Here is a 16,890-nt window from a genome sequence, read left to right on the forward strand (position 1 = left end):
AGCGCCATGACCTTTACCTACGAACACTTCATCGCCCTCCTGCCGATCATCATCACCGGCTTCACCGCCGTGGTGGTGATGCTGGGCATCGCCTGGCGGCGGGATCACACCATCATCCCGACCCTGGGCGTGATCGGTCTCAACCTGGCCCTGCTGTCCTGCATCCCGGCCCTCGGCGTCGGTGCCATCGACGTCACCCCGCTGCTGCGCATCGACGGCTTCACCTGCTTCTACATGGCGCTGATCCTGATCGCCACCCTGGCCTGCATGACCCTGTCGCATGCCTATATGGAAGGCTATCCGGGCAACCGCGAAGAGCTGTACCTGCTGCTGCTGATCTCCGCCACCGGGGGTCTGGTGCTGGTGGCGGCGCAAAACGTCGCCGGCCTGTTCATCGGCCTGGAACTGCTCTCGGTACCGGTCTACGGCCTGGTGGCCTACAGCTACTTCAATCGCCGCTCGCTGGAAGCCGGCATGAAGTACCTGGTGCTGTCCGCCGCCGGCTCGGCGATCCTGCTGTTCGGCATGGCCCTGCTCTACGCCCAGTCCGGCAGCCTGAACTTCGCCGACATCGGCATGCAGATGGACGCCCCGGCGAGCACCGGCCTGCTGATGGAAATCGGCCTCGGCATGCTGATCGTCGGTCTCGGCTTCAAGCTGTCGCTGGTGCCCTTCCACCTCTGGACCCCGGACGTCTACGAGGGCTCCCCGGCGCCGGTCGGTGCCTTCCTGGCCACCGCCAGCAAGGTCGCCGTCTTCGCCGTGCTGGTGCGGGTGTTCCAGACCATGCCCATGGCCACCGAAGACGGCTGGCTGCACGATGCCATCGCCTTCATCGCCATCGCCTCCATGCTGGTGGGCAACCTGCTGGCGCTGATGCAGAGCAACCTCAAGCGTCTGCTGGGTTATTCCTCCATCTCCCACTTCGGCTATCTGCTGGTGGCAGTGGCCTCGGGCGAAGGCCTGTCGATGGAAGCCGTGGCGGTCTACCTGGTGACCTATGTCTTCACCAGCCTGGGCGCCTTCGGCGTGATGACCCTGATGTCCAGCCCGAGCAATGGCCAGCGTGACGCCGATGCCCTGTTCGAGTACCGCGGCCTGTTCTGGCGCCGTCCGTACCTGACCGCGGCGCTGACGGTGATGATGCTGTCCCTGGCCGGCATCCCGCTCACCGCCGGCTTCATCGGCAAGTTCTACGTCATCACCGTGGGCGTGGAAGCGGGCATGTGGTGGCAGACCGCGGCCATCGTGCTGGGCAGCGCCATCGGCCTGTTCTACTACCTGCGCGTGATGGTCACCCTGTACCTGACCGAGCAGGGCCTGCAGCGCCACGATGCGCCGATGAACTGGGGTCAGCGCGCCGGTGGCGTGATGCTGATCGCCATTTCCATCGCGACCTTCATCCTTGGCGTCTATCCGCAGCCGCTGCTGCAACTGGCGCAGCTGACAGTGTTCTGATCCAGAGCGTCGCCCACGATCCCCGCCTCGGCGGGGATCGTCGTTTCTGGGATCACGGCTTGTTTGAAAAGTCGCCGCCCTTGGCAGGGTCGCGCCCCGACCGCTACCCTCGACGCCCCACCCTGCTTCCCTGTCCTTTCCTGGAGACGCTTTTCTCCCATGCCTGCGTTGAAACCCCTCACCCTCGCCATCGGCCTGCTGCTCGGCAGCCAGGCCTTCGCCGCCCCGGTCTTCGATGTCACCGAACTGGGTGACCCCGCCACCGCCTGCAGTGACCTCGACACCTTCGTCAATGAAAAATGGGTCGCGGCCAATCCGATCCCGCCGGACAAGTCACGCTGGGGTTCCTTCATGGCCCTGGGGGAAAAATCGCTCCATGACCAGCACGCCATCCTGCAGCGCGCCGCCCGCACGGCGGACCGCGCGCAAGCAGGCTCGGTGGAACAGAAGGTCGGCTGGCTGTATCGCTCGGGCATGGACGAGGCGGCCATCGAGCGCGCCGGCTATCGGCCGATCCAGGCGCAACTGGCGGCCATCGACGGGTTGCGCACCACGGCCGATGTCGTGCAGTACCTGCAACAGAGCTTCGCCCGTGGCGACATGCAGGTATTCTCCTTCGGCTCCGGCGCCGACTACCAGAATGCCAAGCAGCAGATCGCCTACGCCTACCAGGGCGGCCTTGGCCTGCCCACGCCCGACTATTACACCGAAGCCGACTACGCCAAGCTGCGCCAGGCCTATCTCGGCCACATCGCCCGGTTGCTGGTGCTGACCGGAGTGCCCAAGGCCAAGGCGGCCGCCCAGGCCGAACTGGTGCTGGCCTTCGAAAGTCGCCTGGCGCGGGCCTCGGTCAAGCCGGTGGAGCTGCGCAATCCGGAGAACCAGTATCACTACCTGAGCTTCGCCGAAGCCAACAAGGTCACGCCGCACTTCGACTGGCAGGCTTTCTTCGCCAGCCAGGGCGTCACCGGCCAGCAGGGCTTTTCGCTGTCTCAGCCGGGCTTCTTCGCCGAATTCGACCGGATGCTGGCCGAGACTCCCGTCGAGCAGTGGCAGGCCTATCTGCGTGCCCATGTGATCGACGACGCCGCGCCGCTGCTGTCCAAACCCTTCCAGCAGGAAAGCTTCGACTTCAACCAGAAAACCCTGAGTGGCCAGCAGCAGCAGAGCGAACGCTGGAAGCGGGTGCTGCGCGCGGTCAACGGCGCCATGGGCGAAGGTCTCGGCCAGCTCTATGTGCAGGAGCATTTCTCGCCCCAGGCCAAGGCGCGGGCCCAGGAACTGGTGGACAACGTGATGCTGGCGCTCAAGGCACGCATCGAGCAGCTCGACTGGATGAGTCCGGAGACCAAGCAGAAGGCGCTGGCCAAGTGGGACAGCTTCCTGCCCAAGATCGGCTATCCCGAGCGCTGGCGCGACTGGAGCGGCCTGACGCTCAAGCCGCAGGGCTTCTATGCCAACCTGGAAGCCGCCTCGCGCTTCAACTATCGCCATGACCTGGACAAGATCGGCAAGCCCACCGACCGCCAGGAATGGGGCATGTACCCACAAACGGTGAATGCCTACTACAGCCCCACCGACAACACCATCAACTTCCCCGCCGCCATCCTGCAGCCGCCGTTCTTCTATCCGGACGGCGACGACGCCATCAACTACGGCGGTATCGGCGCGGTGATCGGCCATGAGGCCAGCCATGGCTTCGACGACCAGGGCAGCAAGTTCGATGGCGCCGGCAACCAGGTCGACTGGTGGACCCCGGCCGATCGCCAGGCCTTCGAAGCCCGCACCGGCAAACTGGTGGAGCAGTTCGACAACTACCAGCCGCTGCCGGATCATCCGGAGCTGCACGTCAACGGCAAGCTCACCCTGGGCGAGAACATCGGTGATCTCGGCGGCATCAATGCGGCCTACGACGCCCTGCAACTGGCCCTGGCCAAGAAGCCGGAGGAAGCCAACCGGAAGATCGATGGCTATACCCAGCAGCAACGCTTCTTCCTCAACTGGGCGCGGGTCTGGCGCGGTTCGATCCGGGAAGAGCAGGCGCGCCTGTTCCTCAACACCGATCCCCATGCGCCCATGAGATTCCGCGCCCTTGGCGCCCCGTCCAACATGCCGTCCTTCGCCAAGGCGTTCAGCTGCAAGGCGGGTGATGCCATGGTCCGGCCGGACGAGAAACGCGTGGAAATCTGGTGAGGGATCCGGGGCGCCCGGTGGTCGGGTATCGCTTTTGCATCGCCGGTCTCCTCTCCTCCCTGGCGCCCCTTCCATGCCTCTAGAACTCGCCTTCGCCGAAGCCACTGCGACCGGTCCGCGCAGGGAAAACCAGGACGCCTTGCGCAGTGTCCAGCCCAGCGCGGCGCTGGCGGCGACCAAGGGGCATCTGTTCGCCTTGGCCGATGGTGTCAGCGGCTGTCCGGACGGTGGCCTGGCGGCGCGCGCCACCCTCCAGGCTCTGGCCCAGGATTACTATTCCACGCCGGAGACCTGGCCGGTGGCCCAGGCCCTGGAACGCCTGCTGCTGGCGCAGAATCGCTGGTTGCAGGCTGCGGGCAATGGCCAGCCCCTGCTGACCACCCTCACCGCCCTGGTGATCCGCGGGCGGCGCTATACCCTGGCCCACGTCGGCGACTGCCGCGCCTACCGCTGGCATGGCGAGCGGCTGAGCTGCCTCACCGTCGACCACGTCTGGCAGCAGGCCGGCATGCAGCATGTACTGACCCGCGCCCTGGGGCTGGAAAACCACCTGGTGGTGGACTTTCGCGAAGGCGAGCTGGAAGCCGGCGAAACCCTGCTCCTGGTGAGCGATGGCGTCTGGGCTGCGCTAGGCGAGGACAGCATGAGGCGCATCCTGGTCGACGGCGTCGCCGACCTGGACGCCACCGCCCAGGCCCTGGTGGCCGGCGCCCTGCATGCCGGTGGCCAGGATAATGCCAGCGTTCTGCTGGTACGGGTCGACCGTCTGCCTGATGTGTCCCTGGCCGATACCCTGGCCAGCGCCGATACCTGGCCGCCGTTGCCGGCGCTCAAGCCCGGCCAGCACTTCGAAGGCTGGACGGTGGTGGAGCGTCTGGCCGAGTCGCGGCAATCGCTGCTCTACCGGGTCAAGGACGAGGGTGGTCGTCCCTGGCTGCTCAAGACCCTGCCCGCGGCGCTGCAATTCGACACCCTGGCCGGTCATGCCCTGCTCATGGAGGAGTGGTTCCTGCGCCGGGTCGCCGGACGCGCCTTCGTCGAGGTCCATCCGTTGCCGCGGCGGGCGCATCTCTACTTCGTGCAACGGGAATATGCCGGTCGTACCCTGGCGCAGCAGCTACGCAGCGAAGGCCCCCTGGCCCTGGCCGACTGGCTGGACGTCGCCTCCCGCCTGCTGCGGGCCCTCGGCCAGCTGCACAGGCGCAACATCCTCCACCGCGACATCAAGCCGGACAACCTGCATCGCGGCCAGGATGGCGAATTGCGCCTGCTGGACTTCGGCCTGGCCTACTGTCCGCAGCTGTCCGAGGATCTGCATGACAGCCCGGGCACGCCCAGCTACCGGGCGCCGGAGTCCTTCGAGGGCGCCGAGCCCAGTCCGGCCCAGGATCTCTATGCGACCGGGGTGACCCTCTATCAGCTGCTCACCGGTGGCTATCCCTACGGCGAGGTCGAGCCCTTCCAGCGGCCACGTTTCGGTGCGCCGGCCAGTGCCCTGCGCCGGCGTCCGGATGTACCGGCCTGGCTCGACGACTGGCTGCAGCGTGCCGTGGCGGTCGACCCCGCCGACCGCTTCGAAACCGCCGAGGAAGCCCTGCTGCTGCTGGAGCAGGGCGAGCGCCAACCCCTGGCCCGCCCGCTGCCGCTGCTGCAGCGCGATCCCCTGCACACCTGGCAGAGCGTGGCCGCCTGCTCGCTGCTGCTGAATCTGCTACTGGTGCTGCTCTGGCTCTATCGGCACTGAAGACGTCGCGGCGCCATGCCCTGCTTTGCAGCACGCTGCGCCCAAAAGGGGCAGCCAGCCGCCCCTTTCCAGCGGTAAACCGGTGGAAAGGACGGATCCGCGCCTTGGCATGAAGTCTGCAATTCCACATTACACATAGGTCTTTCTTCAACGGCGAGGAAAGACCCTTCCGGACAAAGGCGTCCCAGCTGCTTGCAGCGGGGCGCCTTTTTTTTGCGTTACAGTCGCCACCCTGGAAACGAGAGGTCACTACATGAGCGGGAAAGTCTGGTTGATCGGTGCTGGCCCCGGCGATCCCGAGCTGCTGACCCTCAAGGCGGTGCGCGCCCTGGGGGAAGCCGAGGTGGTGATGATCGATGACCTGGTCAATCCGGCGGTGCTCGAACACTGCCCTACCGCCCGGGTGATCCGCGTCGGCAAGCGCGGCGGCTGCCGCTCCACGCCCCAGGCCTTCATCCATCGACTGATGCTGCGCTATGCCCGCCAGGGCCGTTGCGTGGCCCGGCTCAAGGGCGGCGATCCCTGCATCTTCGGTCGCGCCGGCGAGGAGGCCGAATGGCTGGCCGCCCGTGGCGTCGCCAGCGAGATCGTCAACGGCATCACCGCCGGCCTGGCCGGTGCCACCGCCTGCGGCATCTCCCTGACCCTGAGAGGCGTGGCCCGTGGCGTGACCCTGGTCACCGCCCATACCCAGGACGACACGGCGCCCAACTGGGCCGCCCTGGCCGCCACCGGCACCACCCTGGTGGTCTACATGGGCGTGGCCCGCCTGGCCGAGATCCAGCAGGGCCTGCTGGACGGCGGTCTCGCGCTGACCACCCCGGTGGCCATGATCGAGAACGCCTCCCTGCCCAGCCAGCGCGAGTGCCGCTCGACCCTGCAGGACCTGCAGGTGGACGCCGCCCTCTTCCAGCTGCGCAGCCCGGCGATCCTGGTGATCGGCGAGGTAGTCGGCCAGGCCGCCCTGCAACAGGCCTTGAGCTTCGCCGCCCGGGCCTGAGCGGCGAACTCCGGAGCCCGGCCGCCGTTCCTATGGGTATTCCCCAGCAGAGCGGCGCCCATGGACCTCGTCATCGCCCGACCGGACGGCCTCTATTGCCCGCCCGGCGACTTCTACATCGATCCCTGGCATCCGGTGGAGCGTTCGGTCATCACCCATGGCCACGGCGACCACGCCCGGGTAGGCAACGGCCACTATCTCGCCACCTCCGGCAGCGCCGGCATCCTGCGCGCCCGACTGGGTGCCGACATCAACCTCCAGACCCTGGAATACGGCGAGGTCATCGATCACCACGGGGTCAGGCTGAGCTTCCACCCGGCCGGCCATGTGCTGGGCTCGGCCCAGGTGCGCCTGGAATACCGTGGCGAGGTCTGGGTGGCCTCGGGGGACTACAAGGTCGAACCCGATGGCACCTGCACCCCCTTCGAGCCGGTGCGCTGTCACACCTTCATCACCGAATCCACCTTTGGCCTGCCGATCTATCGCTGGCGCCCCCAGGCGGAGATCTTCGCCGAGGTCAACGCCTGGTGGCGCGCCAACCAGGCCCAGGGGCTGGCCAGCGTGCTCTACAGCTACGCCTTCGGCAAGGCGCAACGCCTGCTGCACGGACTGGATCCGGAGATCGGTCCCATCCTCGCCCATGGCGCGGTGGAGCCGCTCAACCGGGTCTATCGCGAAGCCGGCATTCGCATTCCCGAGACCCACTACGCCGGCGACTTCAAGAAGAGCGATCCCACGTTGCGCCAGGCGCTGATCATCGCCCCGCCCTCCGCCGGCGACAGCACCTGGATCCGCCGCTTCGGCGAGCACAGCGACGCCTTCGCCAGCGGCTGGATGATGCTGCGCGGCACCCGCCGGCGGCGCGGGGTGGATCGCGGCTTCGTGCTCTCCGACCACGCCGACTGGCCGGGCCTGCTGTGGGCCATCGAGCAGACCGGCGCCGAGCGCGTGATGGTCACCCATGGCTCGGTCGCCACCCTGGTGCGCTACCTGCGCGACCAGGGGCTGGACGCCCAGGGCTTCACCACCGAATACGGTGAGGAAGACGATACCCCCGTCGCCGCGGAGGCCCAGGCATGAAGGCCTTCGCCGAACTCTATGGGCGTCTCGACGCCACCACCTCCAGCAATGCCAAGCTCGCGGCGCTGGTGGACTACTTCGGCAGCGCCCCGGCCGCCGATGCCGCCTGGGCGGTGTACTTCCTGGCCGGCGGACGACCACGGCGGCTGGTGCCGACCCGGCAACTTCGCGAGTTGACCATGGCCCTCTCCGGACTGCCCGAGTGGCTGTTCGAAGAAAGCTACCAGGCGGTGGGCGACCTGGCCGAAACCATGGCATTGCTGATTCCCACCGCCGATGCCGCCAATGCCGAGGGCCTGGCCTTCTGGCTGGAGGAGTACCTGCTGCCCCTGCGCGGCCTGCCACCGGAGGAACTGGCCGAGCGCCTGCCGCCACTCTGGGACCAGCTGGATCGGCAGAGCCTGATGGTCTGCATCAAGCTGATCACCGGCGAATTCCGCGTCGGTGTGTCCAAGCTGCTGGTGACCCGCGCCCTGGCCACCCTGGCGGACCTGGACCCCAAGCGCGTCGCCCAGCGCCTGGTGGGCTACACCGATCTGTCCCATCGTCCCACCGCCGAGGGCTATGCCCGCCTGGTCGCTCCGGAAAGCCCGGACGAACATGCGCAGCGTGGTGGTCAACCCTATCCCTTCTTTCTCGCCCACGCTCTGCAACTGCCGGTGGAGCAGTTCGAGGCGCAACTGGGCCCGGCCGAGGACTGGCGGGTGGAATGGAAGTGGGACGGCATCCGCGCCCAGCTGGTCAAGCGTGACGGTCGGCTGTGGATCTGGTCGCGGGGTGAGGATCTGGTCACCGATCGCTTTCCCGAACTGCATCCCCTCGCGGAATCGCTACCCGATGGCACCGTCATCGACGGCGAGATCGTGGTCTGGAAGGAAGACGCCGCGCCCGACGCCCTGCTCAGCAGCGAGGAGGTGAGCGAGCAGCAGGACGGCCGCGATCCGGCCGCGCCCATCCCCTTCGGCGTGCAGCCCTTCGTCCTGCTGCAGCAACGTATCGGACGCAAGACCCTGGGCAAGAAGATCCTCGAAGACGTACCGGTCATCCTGCTCGCCTACGACCTGCTGGAATGGCAGGGCCATGACCTGCGCAGCCAGCCGCAACGCGAGCGTCGCGCCGAACTGGAGCGGGTGGTGGCACGCTGCGCCAGTCCGCTGCTGCGCCCCTCGCCGCTGCTACACGGCAAAGACTGGCAGGATCTCGCCCGCCAGCGCGAGGCCTCCCGTACCCTGGGCGTCGAGGGCATGATGCTCAAGGCCCAGGATTCGCTCTATGGCGTCGGTCGTACCAAGGACATGGGCACCTGGTGGAAATGGAAGGTCGATCCCTTCTCGGTGGATGCGGTGCTCATCTACGCCCAGCGCGGCCATGGGCGGCGTGCCAGTCTCTATTCCGACTACACCTTCGCTGTCTGGGACGGTCCGCCGGAGAGCAGCGAACGCACCCTGGTGCCCTTCGCCAAGGCCTACTCCGGCCTCACCGACGAAGAGATGCGCAAGGTGGACGCCATCGTCCGGCGCACCACCGTGGAGAAATTCGGTCCGGTACGCAGCGTCGAGCCGACCCTGGTATTCGAGCTGGGTTTCGAGGGCATCGCCTTGTCCAAGCGCCACAAGAGCGGCGTCGCCGTGCGCTTCCCGCGGATGCTGCGCTGGCGCCACGACAAGCCGGTGGCCGAAGCCGACACCCTCGACATCCTGCAGAATCTGCTGGCCTAGCGATGGCCGGCCAGACCGCGCCGCCGGTGACCGATGGCGCCCTGGGCGCGCCGCGGGAAGCGCGCTGGGCCCTGGCGCTCGCCTGCCTGCCGGCCCTGGCGGCGATCCTGCTCACCGGCTGGTGGACCGGGGCCTGGCTCCCCTGCGTGGTGGCCCTGGGCGGCGCCTACACCGTCGGCTTCGGTGCCTACAAGAGCTTTGCCGCCGAGCCCCTGGCGCCCATGCTGGTGGCGGCGCTGGGCATGGCCTTTTCCGCCGTGGTCGGCTCCCTACTGGGTCAGCAGCTGCTGGCGCTGGTCCTGGCAGGCGCCCTGCTGCGCCTGGCTGTTCGCCGTGGGCAATGGACCCTGGTGGATCACCCAGCAGTGGACGGTGGCCATGCTGGTAGCCGGCGGCTTTCCCGGTGATCTCCACCAGGCCCTGCTGCGGGGTGGCCTGGTGCTCGGCGGCGGACTGCTGCAACTGCTGTTCTTCGCCCTCGTACAAAAGGCCCTCTATCGCTCCCAATGGCGGCTGCGCACCGGTTCCCTCAAGGCCCATCTCAGGGAGGTGGTGGTGCTGTTCGAAGACAGATTTCGGCTCGGCCGCTACGGCTTCTATGCCGCCGCCGTGGTCGCCCTCTGCCAGACCCTGACCGGCCTGCTCGATTACGGCCACGGCTACTGGGCGCCGATGACCGCCCTGCTGGTGCTCAAGCCGCGGCTGGGCGATACCTGGCGGCGCGGTCTGGGTCGGCTGGGCGGCACCCTGGCCGGTTGCCTGCTGGCGGGCACGGTGATCTGGCTCGACAACACGCCCGCCGTCCTGGCCGCTGCCTGCCTGCTGTGTGCGGCGGGCGCCTATCTGCTGCAGGACGGTCGCTATTCGCTGCAGACGCTGTTCATCACCGGCACCACGGTGCTGATGGTCGCCCTGGCCGGCGCCCCCGAGGCGAGCATCGCCCGTGAGCGGATCGGCAGCACCCTGCTCGGCGGTACGGTCGCCCTGCTCTTTCTGGCGCTGGAAGCCGGCGTCGCGCGAATCCTCGCGCGGTTTCAGCGGCGCCGCCGGTTGCGCCAGGCAAACACCAGCAAAGCCAACAGGGCGCCCAGGTAGCTGCCATCGTGCATCCAGGCCGCCAGCAGGAATCCTCTGCGGTCCAGCACGCAGTCCGGCACCCGCAGGACGCTGCCCAGCTCCAGGGCAAGCCAGCCCAGGCCCAGGCCCAGGCCCAGCACGGCGCAACCCAGCGCCCCGAGCAGCACGGCCGCGCTGCCGCGCCACAGATAGCGTTCACCGACAGGACGTCCCCGCGCCAGCCAGAGCAGCGCCAGGCCCAGGGGCAGTCCTGCCGCCGCGCCGGCCTGGAGGCCGACCCGGGCCACACGCCAGCGGGGCGCCAGCTCGCTATCGAGCAGCCCGAATTGCGGAAATTTCAGGCAATCGAAGTAATCCGGACCCAGGCCGTAGCTGAGCTGGTCATGCAGCGCCCCATAGAGCGCGGCCAGGAGGACCAGCGCCAGCAACCTGCCCAGGCTCCGCGCCACCGGCTAGCCCAGTGCCTTATGGCAGCCGGGCAGGCCGCTTACCCTTACCCACGCGCGGACATGGCAGCATCGGTAGCCGCTCGGCGCCGGAATCCTGCGGGGGGTCATCTTCTTTTCGCCACCGCTCATCTGGCTTCGCTCCCGTTTCCTTTGCACACAGCTGCACTCCGTGACTCCTACCGAACAGATACGATGTCTTAGCGAAGCGGACCTTCTGCTACCTTTCTGCCCACCTTTGGCGCAGGCGTATTTTTTAGACCCAAAGCGGTGCGTTCGTCCGCGCCGGGCAGGAAAGCCGCGCCTTTCCGGTGCATAATGCGCGCCGCTCGGCGGGGTCGGCTGCTACAGGATGTAACCAACGCGGCAACCGCGTACAGATTTGGGACGATCTTCGCCGACTGGTAAGCTTATTGCTCCCGCGAGGGCACGGGCGTCGTACTGGCGCCATGATTTCATCCACATTCGCACTAGGATCCGACATGAAAAAAAGCTGGCTGACTCTCTCTGCGCTCGCCCTGTGTCTGGCCGCCGGTTCGGCGATGGCCAAGGAATGGAAAGAGATCCGCTTCGGTGTGGATACCACCTATCCGCCCTTCGAATCCCAAGCCGCCGATGGCAGCTTCGTCGGCTTCGACATCGAACTGGGCAACGCCATCTGCGAAAAGCTGGAGGTGAAGTGCAAGTGGGTGGTGAGTGACTTCGACGGCCTGATTCCCGGCCTGCGCGCGCGCAAGTTCGACGGCATCCTGTCCTCGCTGACCAAGACCCCGGCGCGTGCCGAACAGATCGACTTCTCCGACCTGCTGTGGTCGGGCCCCTCCTCCATGGTCACCAAGGAAGGCGCCAACCTGCAGGCCACCGCGGAAAGCCTGAAGGGCAAGACCGTGGGCGTGCAGCAGGGCACCATCCAGGAAACCTTCGCCAAGCAGAAGCTGGCGCCCAACGGCGTCAACGTCCAGAGCTACCAGAACCAGGATCAGGTCTATGCCGACCTGGTGTCCGGTCGTATCGACGTCGCCATGCAGGACATGCTGCAGGCCGAAGGTGGCTTCATGAAGTCGCCCCAGGGCAAGGGCTACACCAACACCGCCATCCATGACGAGTTGCTGCCGGCCGATACCGCCATCGGTATCCGCAAGGGCAACGATGAGTTCAAGACCTTCGTCAACAAGGGTATCGCGGCCATCCACGCCGACGGCACCTACGACAAGATCCAGAAGAAGTACTTCGGCGACCTGAACCTCTACGATCCCAAGTAAGGTCGGTTCGGCAAACGCCTCCGGTGCCACCGGGGGCGTTTTACGTATGACCGCCGGCGCCCACCGCGCCAGCGGCCTCACCAGGCGATTTTCCCAAGACGCATGCAGCAGAATTCCTTCGACTCCTTCTTGCAGTCCATCGGACTGGGCACGCTCAGCCTGCACGGCTACGGCCCGCTGATCCTGGAAGGCACCCTGACGACCCTCAAGCTCGCCGGCTTCGCGCTGATCGTGGCGGTCATCCTCGGCCTGCTCGGCGCCTCGGCCAAGCTGTCGCGCCTCGCGCCCCTGCGCTTCATTGCCCAGAGCTACACCACCCTGATCCGTGGCGTGCCCGATCTGGTGCTGATGCTGCTGATCTTCTACAGCCTGCAGAACTGGCTGGGCGCCCTCACCGACTACATGGGCTGGGATTACATCGACATCGATCCCATGGCCGCCGGTATCGCCACCCTCGGCTTCATCTACGGCGCCTACTTCACCGAGACCTTTCGCGGCGCCATCCTCGCCGTGCCGCGCGGTCAGGGCGAGGCCGCCCTGGCCTACGGGCTGAGCCGCTGGCAGACCTTCACCCTGATCACCTTTCCGCAGATGATGAGATTCGCCCTGCCCGGCATCGGCAACAACTGGCAGGTGCTGCTCAAGGCCACCGCGCTGGTCTCCATCATCGGCCTGGCCGATCTGGTCCGCGCCTCCCAGGAGGCCGGCAAGGGCACCTTCAAGCTGTTCTATTTCCTGATCGTCGCCGGCGTCATCTATCTCCTTATCACCGCCGTGACCAACGCCATCCTCGGGGCCCTGGAACGGCGTTATCACGTCGGCGTGCGGGAGGCCAAGCGATGATCGAACTCCTGCAGCAATACTGGAAACCCCTGCTGTGGACCGATGGCTACCACATCACCGGCCTGGCCATGACCCTCTGGCTGCTAGTGGCCTCGGTGGCGATCGGCTTCATCGTCTCGGTGCCGCTGTCGGTGGCCCGGGTCTCGGAGCGCCGCTGGCTGCGCTGGCCGATCGGCTTCTATACCTACGTCTTCCGTGGCACCCCGCTCTATCTGCAGTTGCTGATCTGCTACACCGGCATCTACAGCCTGGGGTTCGTGCGCGACCAGCCGATGCTGGGCAGCTTCTTCCGCGACGGCCTGAACTGCACCATCCTGGCCTTCGCCCTGAATACCTGCGCCTACACCACCGAGATCTTCGCCGGGGCCATCCGCAACACCCCCCACGGCGAGGTCGAGGCGGCCAAGGCCTACGGCCTGGATGGCTGGCGCCTGTACGTGCACGTCATCCTGCCTTCGGCGCTGCGCCGCTCGCTGCCCTTCTACAGCAACGAAGTCATCATGATGCTGCACTCCACCACCCTGGCCTTCACCGCCACGGTGCCGGACCTGCTCAAGATCGCCCGCGACGCCAATACCGCCACCTTCCTGACCTTCCAGGCCTTCGGCCTGGCCGCGTTGCTGTACCTGGCGGTGTCCTTCATCCTGATCGGCCTGTTCCGCCTGGCGGAGCGCCGCTGGCTGGCCTTCCTCGGCCCGACCCACTGACCCAAGCGGCCGCGCCCGGCGCGGCCCCGGAGTTGTCATGCGCCATCTCACCCATCCGCTGGTCGCCCCGGTCCCGGGCACCGAGCGCTGCATCCACAGCTTCCACTTCGGTCCCGCCGACAGTGGCCGCAAGGTCTATATCCAGGCCTCGCTGCATGCCGACGAATTGCCCGGCATGCTCACCGCCTGGCACCTCAAGCAGCGCCTCCGGGCGCTGGAAGCCGCCGGCGAGCTCCTGGCCGAGGTGGTCCTGGTACCGGTGGCGAACCCCATCGGCCAGGATCAGCAGGTCGCCGACGTCCACCTCGGTCGCTACGAGCTGGAAAGCGGGCAGAACTTCAATCGCCGCTTCCGCGACATGACCGCCCAGGTCGAAGCCGCCATCGCCGAACGCCTCGGTGACGACGTGAGCGCCAACCAGGCCCTGGTGCGCGCGGCCTTCCGCGACGCCCTGGCCGCGGAGACCGCCACCACCCAGCTCGACAGTCAGCGCCTGACCCTGCAGCGCCTGGCCTGCGACGCCGAGGTGGTGCTCGATCTGCACTGCGACTTCGACGCCGTGGCCCACCTCTACACCACCCCGGAAGCCTGGCCCCAGGTCGAGCCGCTGGCGCGCTATTTCGGTTCCGAAGCCAGCCTGCTCGCCACCGATTCGGGCGGCCAGTCCTTCGATGAATGCTTCACCCTGCTCTGGTGGAATCTCAATCAGCGCTTCGGCGAGCGTCTGCCCCTGGGCAGCCTGTCGGTGACCCTGGAGCTGCGCGGCCAGCTGGACGTGCGTGACGAACTCGCCGCGGCGGATGCCGAGGCCATCGTCAACTACCTGCGTCACCAGAGCTTCCTGGGCGGCACCGCCGCCCCCCTGCCGCCGCTGCTGCAACCGGCCACGCCGCTGGCGGCCGTGGAGCCCGTGGCGACCACCCAGGGTGGCGTGCTGGTGCTCAAGGCCCAGGTGGGCGAGTGCATCGCGGTGGGCCAGGTACTGGCGCAGGTCGTGGACCCCATCAGCGATCGCGTCGAAGAGGTCCGCAGCGCGGTCGCCGGCATCCTCTATGCGCGCTCCAATCGCCGCATGGCCACCGCCGGCATGGTGGTCGCCCACGTGGCGGGCACCGAGGCCTATCGCAGCGGCTACCTGCTCTCGCCGTGACCCCTACCCCTTTTCAGCTGTGGAATTCCTATCCATGTACAAACTGACCGTCGAAGGCCTGCACAAGCGTTACGGCGACCACGAAGTGCTCAAGGGCGTCTCGCTCAAGGCCAAGACCGGCGATGTGGTCAGCCTGATCGGCGCCAGTGGCTCGGGCAAGAGCACCTTCCTGCGCTGCATCAACTTCCTCGAGCAGCCCAATGCCGTGACCATGACCCTGGATGGCGAGACCATCCGCATGGCCGAGGATCGCGGCGCCGTCCGGGTGGCCGACGCGGCCCAGCTGCAGAATCTGCGCACCCGCCTGGCCATGGTCTTCCAGCACTTCAATCTCTGGAGTCACCTGAGCGTGCTGGACAACATCACCCTGGCGCCGCGCAAGGCGCTGGACATCAGCAAGGCGGAAGCCGAAGAACGCGCGCGCAAGTACCTGGACAAGGTCGGTCTGCAAGCGCGGGTCGCTGATCAGTATCCGGCCTTCCTGTCCGGTGGCCAGCAGCAGCGGGTGGCCATCGCCCGCGCCCTGGCGATGGAGCCGGAGATCATGCTGTTCGACGAGCCCACCTCGGCGCTCGACCCGGAGCTGGTCGGCGAGGTGCTGAAGGTGATCCGCGCCCTGGCGGAAGAAGGCCGTACCATGCTCATGGTGACCCACGAGATGGCGTTTGCCCGCGAAGTGTCTTCTCAGGTGCTGTTCCTGCACCAGGGGGTGGTGGAGGAAGAAGGTCCGCCGAGCGAAGTGCTGGTGAGCCCGCGTAGCGAGCGCCTGCGCCAGTTCCTCAGCGGCAACCTCAAGTAAGCCTGGGTCCCCGCCCGGGGGACCGCGTGCGAACCGGTCGGCTCCGGACGGCCGGATTCGCGTCCGTCAAGGCGGGTGGCGCTTAGCGGCGCTGCTGCTGGCGACGACGCTGGGCAGCCAGCTGCTCGCGTTCACGGCTAGGAATCGGGATGGCCTTGACCAGACCGAGTCGCGCGAGCAGGTCCAGCATCAGAGCTTGTATACGGTCGTTCATGAAAACTCCTCGAGCCAGCGCTCAATCAGGGACAGCCTTGGTGGGCAGACCTCGCTGCCCTCCTCCCCGATATTGAGTCTTTCCGGGTCGATTCAATCCACCAACGTGCGGTTGTTCGTCGCAACAGGGCGGCGCTTTGTCAAAAAGTGTGTCTTTTGCCTGAAGACAATGCCGATGCCGCTCCGACGCCCGCCTGGTCAGGCGCTGCCGATTGTTATCGGAACCCATATCAAATCTGTCTGTCCTGATACGGCTATCGAGTTCAATTCTCGACCTGAAAACTGACGAATGGTGAAAATATGCCACCGTCGTTGGTTATCATCGCGGGACGATAACGGGTTAGCCGCGGTTTCTCATCCAATAACAACGATGTCATCAGGGTGCTCGCACCTCGATGTTCTCCCTGCTTGTTGTTATCCCCATCACATTCTTTCTCCAGTTAGCGTGACCGGCACGGCAGGAGTGCTCCCATGACCAGATCCTTACCTCTCTTCATCGCGCTCGGGCTGTTGGCCAGTCCGGCGCTGGCGGCCAGCTGGGGCATGCAGCGCGAGGTAGGGGATTTCGACCTGAAGATGGGCACGGCGCCGTCACGCAGCATGGCCCAGGGCCTGGTCGCGCCGAATTCCGCCGGCATGGGCGGTGGCTTCGATCTCACCCACGACAGCGGCCTGTATTTCGGCCAGTGGACGACCAACAACGCCTCGTCCGCGGATGCGCCACTGCTGGAGATGGACACCTACGCAGGCTACAAGCACCGCTTCGCGCCTGGCTATGGCTATGAACTGGGCGTGATCAACTACAGCAACCTGATCCAGAACGTCGATCCCAGCCGCGAGCTGTATTCCGGGATGACCGTCTATGGCAAGCGCCTGGGCGCGGCCTTCGCCAATGACCCGGGTCGCCACAATGCCTCGGTCTATGCCGACCTGGGGACGCTGCCGCTGATCAAGACCGGGGTTTCGCTCAAGTACACCAACTATGTGCTGGATGTGCCCTCGACCCTCGACAGCGGCGGCATGGTGCGCAGCTTCAACGACTGGTCGGTGAATCTGAGTCGCAAGTGGGTGAACACCCTGTTCAATCTGACCTACAGCGGCACCAGTCTGAGAGGCGCCGACTGCTCGGTGTATTCGGGCCACAACACCTACTGCGACAGCGCCCTGATGCTCAAGGCCTCGCACCCCTTCTTCTAGTCT

Annotated in this window: 16 protein-coding genes; 14 read left to right on the plus strand and 2 right to left on the minus strand. The window is 66.6% G+C overall.

Going from position 1 to position 16,890, the window contains the following annotated elements:
• Positions 1 to 6 precede the first annotated feature (6 nt).
• The 8 genes from nuoN (at position 7) to GSQ95_RS16595 (ending at position 10,288) form a co-directional block, all read left to right on the plus strand.
• Positions 7 to 1,458, plus strand: coding sequence for an NADH-quinone oxidoreductase subunit NuoN (gene nuoN / locus GSQ95_RS16565; protein WP_158894174.1), 1,452 nt, complete (start codon positions 7 to 9; stop codon positions 1,456 to 1,458).
• Between the two features lie 159 nt (positions 1,459 to 1,617).
• Complete coding sequence (locus GSQ95_RS16570) at positions 1,618 to 3,651, plus strand: M13 family metallopeptidase (RefSeq protein WP_178118445.1); 2,034 nt, start codon at positions 1,618 to 1,620, stop codon at positions 3,649 to 3,651.
• A gap of 73 nt (positions 3,652 to 3,724) precedes the next feature.
• Complete coding sequence (locus tag GSQ95_RS16575; protein ID WP_158894171.1) at positions 3,725 to 5,395, plus strand: bifunctional protein-serine/threonine kinase/phosphatase; 1,671 nt, start codon at positions 3,725 to 3,727, stop codon at positions 5,393 to 5,395.
• 253 nt (positions 5,396 to 5,648) lie between these two features.
• On the plus strand, positions 5,649 to 6,395 hold the full coding sequence (gene cobA, locus GSQ95_RS16580) for a uroporphyrinogen-III C-methyltransferase (protein WP_158894169.1): 747 nt from the start codon (positions 5,649 to 5,651) through the stop codon (positions 6,393 to 6,395).
• 60 nt (positions 6,396 to 6,455) lie between these two features.
• Positions 6,456 to 7,475, plus strand: coding sequence for a ligase-associated DNA damage response exonuclease (locus GSQ95_RS16585; RefSeq protein ID WP_158894167.1), 1,020 nt, complete (start codon positions 6,456 to 6,458; stop codon positions 7,473 to 7,475).
• Positions 7,472 to 9,193 (plus strand): ATP-dependent DNA ligase, encoded by a 1,722-nt coding sequence (locus GSQ95_RS16590; RefSeq protein WP_158894165.1) that lies wholly within the window; start codon positions 7,472 to 7,474, stop codon positions 9,191 to 9,193. The genes GSQ95_RS16585 and GSQ95_RS16590 overlap by 4 nt, the downstream gene beginning before the upstream one ends.
• Before the next feature lie 2 nt (positions 9,194 to 9,195).
• On the plus strand, positions 9,196 to 9,600 hold the full coding sequence (locus GSQ95_RS26560) for a hypothetical protein (protein WP_256664613.1): 405 nt from the start codon (positions 9,196 to 9,198) through the stop codon (positions 9,598 to 9,600).
• On the plus strand, positions 9,572 to 10,288 hold the full coding sequence (locus GSQ95_RS16595) for an FUSC family protein (protein ID WP_256664614.1): 717 nt from the start codon (positions 9,572 to 9,574) through the stop codon (positions 10,286 to 10,288). Before GSQ95_RS26560 ends, GSQ95_RS16595 begins: the two co-directional genes overlap by 29 nt.
• Here GSQ95_RS16595 and GSQ95_RS16600 read toward each other — a convergent pair.
• Positions 10,228 to 10,698 (minus strand): hypothetical protein, encoded by a 471-nt coding sequence (locus tag GSQ95_RS16600; protein ID WP_158894163.1) that lies wholly within the window; start codon positions 10,696 to 10,698, stop codon positions 10,228 to 10,230. The two genes, GSQ95_RS16595 and GSQ95_RS16600, sit on opposite strands and share 61 nt — an antisense overlap.
• Positions 10,699 to 11,198: 500 nt before the next feature.
• On the opposite strand from GSQ95_RS16600, the gene GSQ95_RS16605 reads away from it, so the two are divergent.
• The 5 genes from GSQ95_RS16605 to GSQ95_RS16625 all read left to right on the plus strand — a co-directional run bounded on the left by GSQ95_RS16605 (position 11,199) and on the right by GSQ95_RS16625 (position 15,477).
• Positions 11,199 to 11,978 carry a transporter substrate-binding domain-containing protein gene (locus GSQ95_RS16605; RefSeq protein ID WP_007158910.1) on the plus strand — a complete coding sequence of 260 codons (780 nt, stop codon included), beginning with the start codon at positions 11,199 to 11,201 and terminating at the stop codon, positions 11,976 to 11,978.
• A gap of 102 nt (positions 11,979 to 12,080) precedes the next feature.
• A complete protein-coding gene (locus GSQ95_RS16610) occupies positions 12,081 to 12,821 on the plus strand; it encodes an ABC transporter permease (RefSeq protein ID WP_133861065.1) in 741 nt (246 codons plus the stop codon).
• On the plus strand, positions 12,818 to 13,528 hold the full coding sequence (locus GSQ95_RS16615) for an ABC transporter permease (RefSeq protein WP_158894161.1): 711 nt from the start codon (positions 12,818 to 12,820) through the stop codon (positions 13,526 to 13,528). Before GSQ95_RS16610 ends, GSQ95_RS16615 begins: the two co-directional genes overlap by 4 nt.
• Positions 13,529 to 13,565: 37 nt before the next feature.
• Positions 13,566 to 14,678 (plus strand): succinylglutamate desuccinylase/aspartoacylase family protein, encoded by a 1,113-nt coding sequence (locus GSQ95_RS16620; protein ID WP_158894159.1) that lies wholly within the window; start codon positions 13,566 to 13,568, stop codon positions 14,676 to 14,678.
• A 34-nt stretch (positions 14,679 to 14,712) separates the two neighbouring features.
• Positions 14,713 to 15,477, plus strand: coding sequence for an ABC transporter ATP-binding protein (locus GSQ95_RS16625; RefSeq protein WP_158894157.1), 765 nt, complete (start codon positions 14,713 to 14,715; stop codon positions 15,475 to 15,477).
• A gap of 82 nt (positions 15,478 to 15,559) precedes the next feature.
• Here GSQ95_RS16625 and GSQ95_RS26565 read toward each other — a convergent pair whose 3' ends face one another.
• Entirely contained in the window at positions 15,560 to 15,691 is a 132-nt protein-coding gene (locus GSQ95_RS26565) for a hypothetical protein (RefSeq protein WP_007158915.1), read from the minus strand.
• Between the two features lie 470 nt (positions 15,692 to 16,161).
• Here GSQ95_RS26565 and GSQ95_RS16630 point away from each other — a divergent pair, with 470 nt between their 5' ends.
• On the plus strand, positions 16,162 to 16,887 hold the full coding sequence (locus GSQ95_RS16630; protein ID WP_133861068.1) for a TorF family putative porin: 726 nt from the start codon (positions 16,162 to 16,164) through the stop codon (positions 16,885 to 16,887).
• Positions 16,888 to 16,890 lie beyond the last annotated feature (3 nt).

This window comes from Pseudomonas sp. BAV 4579 (assembly GCF_009765395.1).
GTDB classification, from domain to species: Bacteria; Pseudomonadota; Gammaproteobacteria; order Pseudomonadales; family Pseudomonadaceae; genus Chryseomonas; species Chryseomonas aestiva.

Coding starts and splice junctions, on each gene's coding strand:
- nuoN (WP_158894174.1), top strand. CDS start 7: ATGACCTTTACCTACGAACACTTCATCGCCCTCCTGCCGATCATCATC.
- GSQ95_RS16570 (WP_178118445.1), top strand. CDS start 1,618: ATGCCTGCGTTGAAACCCCTCACCCTCGCCATCGGCCTGCTGCTCGGC.
- GSQ95_RS16575 (WP_158894171.1), top strand. CDS start 3,725: ATGCCTCTAGAACTCGCCTTCGCCGAAGCCACTGCGACCGGTCCGCGC.
- cobA (WP_158894169.1), top strand. CDS start 5,649: ATGAGCGGGAAAGTCTGGTTGATCGGTGCTGGCCCCGGCGATCCCGAG.
- GSQ95_RS16585 (WP_158894167.1), top strand. CDS start 6,456: ATGGACCTCGTCATCGCCCGACCGGACGGCCTCTATTGCCCGCCCGGC.
- GSQ95_RS16590 (WP_158894165.1), top strand. CDS start 7,472: ATGAAGGCCTTCGCCGAACTCTATGGGCGTCTCGACGCCACCACCTCC.
- GSQ95_RS26560 (WP_256664613.1), top strand. CDS start 9,196: ATGGCCGGCCAGACCGCGCCGCCGGTGACCGATGGCGCCCTGGGCGCG.
- GSQ95_RS16595 (WP_256664614.1), top strand. CDS start 9,572: ATGCTGGTAGCCGGCGGCTTTCCCGGTGATCTCCACCAGGCCCTGCTG.
- GSQ95_RS16605 (WP_007158910.1), top strand. CDS start 11,199: ATGAAAAAAAGCTGGCTGACTCTCTCTGCGCTCGCCCTGTGTCTGGCC.
- GSQ95_RS16610 (WP_133861065.1), top strand. CDS start 12,081: ATGCAGCAGAATTCCTTCGACTCCTTCTTGCAGTCCATCGGACTGGGC.
- GSQ95_RS16615 (WP_158894161.1), top strand. CDS start 12,818: ATGATCGAACTCCTGCAGCAATACTGGAAACCCCTGCTGTGGACCGAT.
- GSQ95_RS16620 (WP_158894159.1), top strand. CDS start 13,566: ATGCGCCATCTCACCCATCCGCTGGTCGCCCCGGTCCCGGGCACCGAG.
- GSQ95_RS16625 (WP_158894157.1), top strand. CDS start 14,713: ATGTACAAACTGACCGTCGAAGGCCTGCACAAGCGTTACGGCGACCAC.
- GSQ95_RS26565 (WP_007158915.1), bottom strand. CDS start 15,691: ATGAACGACCGTATACAAGCTCTGATGCTGGACCTGCTCGCGCGACTC.
- GSQ95_RS16630 (WP_133861068.1), top strand. CDS start 16,162: ATGACCAGATCCTTACCTCTCTTCATCGCGCTCGGGCTGTTGGCCAGT.